The sequence below is a fragment of the Winogradskyella sp. genome (genome assembly GCF_045105575.1).
Lineage (GTDB): Bacteria > Bacteroidota > Bacteroidia > Flavobacteriales > Flavobacteriaceae > Winogradskyella.
This window is the reverse complement of the sequence record NZ_JBGCDQ010000058.1, coordinates 1-3,836: the sequence shown is the minus strand read 5'-3', so window position 1 is coordinate 3,836 and position 3,836 is coordinate 1. Positions and strand designations below refer to the sequence as shown.

At 33.1% G+C, this 3,836-nt stretch carries 7 protein-coding genes and 1 pseudogene; 2 read left to right on the top strand and 6 right to left on the bottom strand.

The window, feature by feature from the left end; translation table 11 throughout:
- A partial coding sequence (locus AB8B52_RS13385; protein WP_406028951.1) for a transposase occupies positions 1-149 on the bottom strand: 149 nt, incomplete at its 3' end.
- A gap of 64 nt (positions 150-213) precedes the next feature.
- Between AB8B52_RS13385 and AB8B52_RS13380 the strand changes: the two are divergent.
- A pseudogene (locus AB8B52_RS13380) lies at positions 214-579 on the top strand (transposase); the annotation flags it as partial.
- A 13-nt stretch (positions 580-592) separates the two neighbouring features.
- Here the strand turns inward: AB8B52_RS13380 and AB8B52_RS13375 are convergent.
- From AB8B52_RS13375 to AB8B52_RS13355, 5 genes are all read right to left on the bottom strand, one after another.
- Positions 593-1,327: a Fic family protein gene (locus AB8B52_RS13375; protein ID WP_406028945.1), complete on the bottom strand. Its 735-nt coding sequence runs from the start codon at positions 1,325-1,327 to the stop codon at positions 593-595.
- A complete protein-coding gene (locus tag AB8B52_RS13370) occupies positions 1,327-1,593 on the bottom strand; it encodes a helix-turn-helix domain-containing protein (RefSeq protein ID WP_406028943.1) in 267 nt (88 codons plus the stop codon). The genes AB8B52_RS13375 and AB8B52_RS13370 overlap by 1 nt, the downstream gene beginning before the upstream one ends.
- A 54-nt stretch (positions 1,594-1,647) precedes the next feature.
- Positions 1,648-2,505 carry an IS3 family transposase gene (locus AB8B52_RS13365; RefSeq protein ID WP_406028949.1) on the bottom strand — a complete coding sequence of 286 codons (858 nt, stop codon included), beginning with the start codon at positions 2,503-2,505 and terminating at the stop codon, positions 1,648-1,650.
- Positions 2,505-2,876 carry a transposase gene (locus AB8B52_RS13360; protein WP_406028941.1) on the bottom strand — a complete coding sequence of 124 codons (372 nt, stop codon included), beginning with the start codon at positions 2,874-2,876 and terminating at the stop codon, positions 2,505-2,507. Before AB8B52_RS13360 ends, AB8B52_RS13365 begins: the two co-directional genes overlap by 1 nt.
- 171 nt (positions 2,877-3,047) lie before the next feature.
- Complete coding sequence (locus AB8B52_RS13355; RefSeq protein WP_406028947.1) at positions 3,048-3,590, bottom strand: S41 family peptidase; 543 nt, start codon at positions 3,588-3,590, stop codon at positions 3,048-3,050.
- 52 nt (positions 3,591-3,642) lie between these two features.
- Here AB8B52_RS13355 and AB8B52_RS13350 point away from each other — a divergent pair.
- The coding region (locus AB8B52_RS13350; RefSeq protein WP_406028939.1) for a hypothetical protein at positions 3,643-3,836 on the top strand (194 nt) is incomplete at its 3' end.

Sequence of the window (3,836 nt, the reverse complement as noted above, 5' to 3'; positions counted from 1 at the left end):
GAATTCATTCCTGCATACTTAGAACGCCACTTGTAAAAAGCTGCTGAGCTTACCCCGTGGTCTCGACTAATTTGATCAACGCTTTTACCATTATCAAACTCTTTTAAAACCTTAGCGATTTGCTGTGGACTAAATTTACTTTTTCTCATAATACTGTTCAAAATTAAGATTATTATTCTATTTTTAAACAGTTCAGTTTTAAGGGAAGCTTACATTGACGACTATTCCTGTAAATCTTTAACCCCTATTTTTGAAGAACATATTGATACTTCTGCTAAAGTTTTTACAGATAAATGGCGTGGTTATGAGCCTTTAAAAGAAACCTATAACATCACTCAAATTAAAAGCGATAGTGGTAAAAGTTTCAAAAAATTACATATTATGATTCACCAAGTTAAATCATGGTTAAGAACAATACCAACACATGTTTCTAAACAACATATTCAAAAATATTTTGATGAATTTGCTTACAGAATAAATAGATCATAATCAAAGAAAACAATTTGGCATAATACCATTATCAAAATGATCAAACAAAAACCAATTACTAAAAAACAAATTGTATGGAAACTAAATTAATAAGTCAATAGACTTATTCAAAGATTGATAAAATACGCTGAATAGCCTCTTGTATATTTTTAGCAATCAATTCAATAAAAACTTTTTTGTTGTCTTCTGTTTGTGCTAATTCTAAAGCATTATAATACTCTAATCTACTTTTATCATCCCCTTTTAAAATAGCAATAGGATAACCATTTTGTAGTAAAATTAAATTCATTAACAGCCTTGAAGCCCTTCCGTTACCGTCAATAAACGGATGAATCGTAACTAACCTTTCGTGCATTTGAGCGGATAACTCAACAGGGTGTAAAACCTCTTTATTTTCGTTATACCATAGTATCAAATCCTCCATTTGTTTAGGTACTAAAAACGGTTGAGGTGGTTTATGTTTTGCCCCACTTATAATAACGGGTACTTTTCTGTAAACCCCTGCATTTGGTTTATCTATGCCTTGTAAAATCAAACTATGAATCTGTAAAATATCCCTTTCGGAAATGGTGTTCTTAGATTGCGCCAAGTCTTTTATAAAGTCAATGGCGTGGGTATGATTGATAACCTCCAAATGTTCCGTCATTGTCTTACCGCCAATCGTTAGACCCTTTTCTACCACTAAAGCAGTTTCTTGAAGCGTTAAGGTGTTTCCTTCAATTTTATTACTCTCATAGGTGTACTCAATCTCTAAAGCCTTTGTAACCTTTGAATGTTCGCCCTTACGATACTCATTTAATCGGTCTTTTAGTTTATCTAATTCAGCATATTTATTCATTACAATTTACCCTTTAAAGTTTCTAATTGATTGATTATTGTCTGAACCTCTTCTTTGGGTTCTTTATCCGTTTTGGTAGGGTTAAATAAATCTCTTACGTCAACGTCTAACGTTTCTGCTATTTTACCAAGCATTTCAAAACTTGGAGTTTGAGAACCTGAAACAATTCTTGCAATACTTGTTTTGGTTAAGCCTACTTCTTTGCCAAAAGCTTCATAGGTGTAGCCTTTGCTTTTTATCTGCTCCTTTATGTTTAAAAAATCCATAATTAAATATTTGTTTTAGATTGTCTAGTCCTGAAATATGACTACAGGTCAAAATTAAATTAAGCTGATAATTGATATACCATATATAGGTGTTTTATAATCTAAAGATAAGTGTAATCTTATTTCGTTGTATAGATTAATTGCATTTTTTGTTGCTTTCTTTGCGTGTTGTAGGCTATCAAATGTTTGATCGAGATAGAACTCATCTTTTAAGATTCCATTTACACGCTCTGCCATTGCGTTTTGGTAACAATGATTTTCTTGTGTCATACTAATACCGATATTGTTTCTCTTTAAAATTTGAGTGTAAAGGTTACTGCAATATTGTGTGCCTCTATCTGAATGATGAATAAGCTGTTTAACATCTTTAGCTTTATATAAAGCTTTGTTTAAAGCTCTGACACAGCCTTTAAGTTCTAGGCTATTGCTAATGTCGTATCCAACGATTTTACGGCTGTACATATCTGTAATTAGTGCTAAGTAGCAAAAGCCTTTTATGGTTCTAATGTAAGTAATATCACTAACCCAGACTTGGTTTGATTTAGTCACTTTAATATCTTTAATGATATTCTTATACTTGTAGAACCTGTGTAATGAGTTAGTTGTTCTGGGACTAGTTTTCTTTCTAAGTGTAAGCATATTGTGTTTTCTAAGGATATTGAATAGGGTATCTCTACCGATTTTAAGGTTGGCCTTTACAAACTCATTGTTTAAAGATTTAGTGAGTTTACGCACGCCTTCTCTAGGAAGGGATTTTCGTCTATTCTTGACTATTGCAACAACTTTTTTCTCTATCTCTAAACGTTTATCTTCTCTACGTTTGTACTTGTAGTAAGCATCCCGTTTAAGTCCAAAACAATGGGTTATGGTAGTTAGAGAAGCAAATCCCTTTGGCTTTTCTCTGGCCTTGATTAAGGCTTGATACTTAGCTTTTTTTTTAGTTCCAGGACAGATTTATAGCCTAGATCTTCTGCAGCCACTTCTAGATATGAATCTAACACCAAAGCATCTAAATCCTTTTTATACAGTAGTTTTTTGAGCTGTTCAATCTCCTTTTGAAGTGCTTTGATTCTTGATATTTCATCTTTAGTTTCCACTTTTACTCTAGTGTTCATTAAGTCTTTTCGATTGTATTTTTTTATCCACACATTTACTGTTGTAGGTGCAATAGAATAGAGCTTACATAGTTCACTCTTTGTGTGTTTTCCAGTTGTAAGTTCGGCTAAAATTTTCAGTTTAAAAGGTTCTGAATACCGTCTAATTACTTTGTCATTCTTGTACATAATGTTTAAAATTATGTAGCCTTCATTCAGGCCGGGTCATAATTATTGGCAACGTTCTCGGCTATGAGTAGTTGTGTGATTTAGCACCTAACTTTGCAAGTACACACCAAACTGAAAATCCGCGAGGATTTTCAGAAGTAGGCGGGAACAAGCAATTACTTATAGCCATTGTTAGCGGTTGTTTATTTCCGTTTTAACTTTTTCATATCTTTTTAAAATCGGCCCAACGATGGTTTGCTTTTTCAAACTTTCGATTTGTTCATTCAGTGCTTTTAGGTGGGCAGTTTTTAACGCTTCATTATTACTTGTGATAATATTTGGTATAACACCAGTTCCTTCCCAATCTATTTTCGTAACAGGGTGGATATTACGACTAATTGGAAGTTGTATAAGATAATTTTCGTTTACTTCCATAAAATCAATTGCGTGAGCTGCTCCAGCACTAGTTTGTCCAATTATTCTTGCTTTATTAAAGTGTTTTAAGCCATAAGCAAATTTTTCAGCAAGCGAGAAGGTATTCTCACTTACCAAAATAAATATGGATTTATTTAAATAGCGTTCTCCACCAACTTCTTTAAAAGTAGAAACAGATTCTGTCTCTTTCGTGCGTCTTTCATAACTAGACATCCATAAAGTAGGCTTTTTATCAAAGAAATAACTTGCTAGGTAACTATCCGTTGGGCTATATCCACCTTGATTTTCTGTTAAATCAATAAGGCTAAGTTCTAAAATAGATATTTGTTATCTTTGTTAAGACCCTTTCTATATGATTCCATCAGATTTCAGAGATTTCTTCGTTAATAGTTCTTCATCTGTTCAACAAGAAATTGTGTCCTCATTGCTATCACTGTCTTTGCAAGAGAGCCAAGTAAAAGACACCAATGATTCAAAAGCGATTACTTGTCCGCATTGTAAAGACAAACGCATACGTGCAAATGGCACTCTTAAGGGCGTTCAGCG

What these genes read in the sequence shown, in the direction of transcription:
- AB8B52_RS13370 (WP_406028943.1), bottom strand. Translation starts at nt 1,593, where the DNA reads ATGGATTTTTTAAACATAAAGGAGCAGATAAAAAGCAAAGGCTACACC.
- AB8B52_RS13375 (WP_406028945.1), bottom strand. Translation starts at nt 1,327, where the DNA reads ATGAATAAATATGCTGAATTAGATAAACTAAAAGACCGATTAAATGAG.
- AB8B52_RS13360 (WP_406028941.1), bottom strand. Translation starts at nt 2,876, where the DNA reads ATGTACAAGAATGACAAAGTAATTAGACGGTATTCAGAACCTTTTAAA.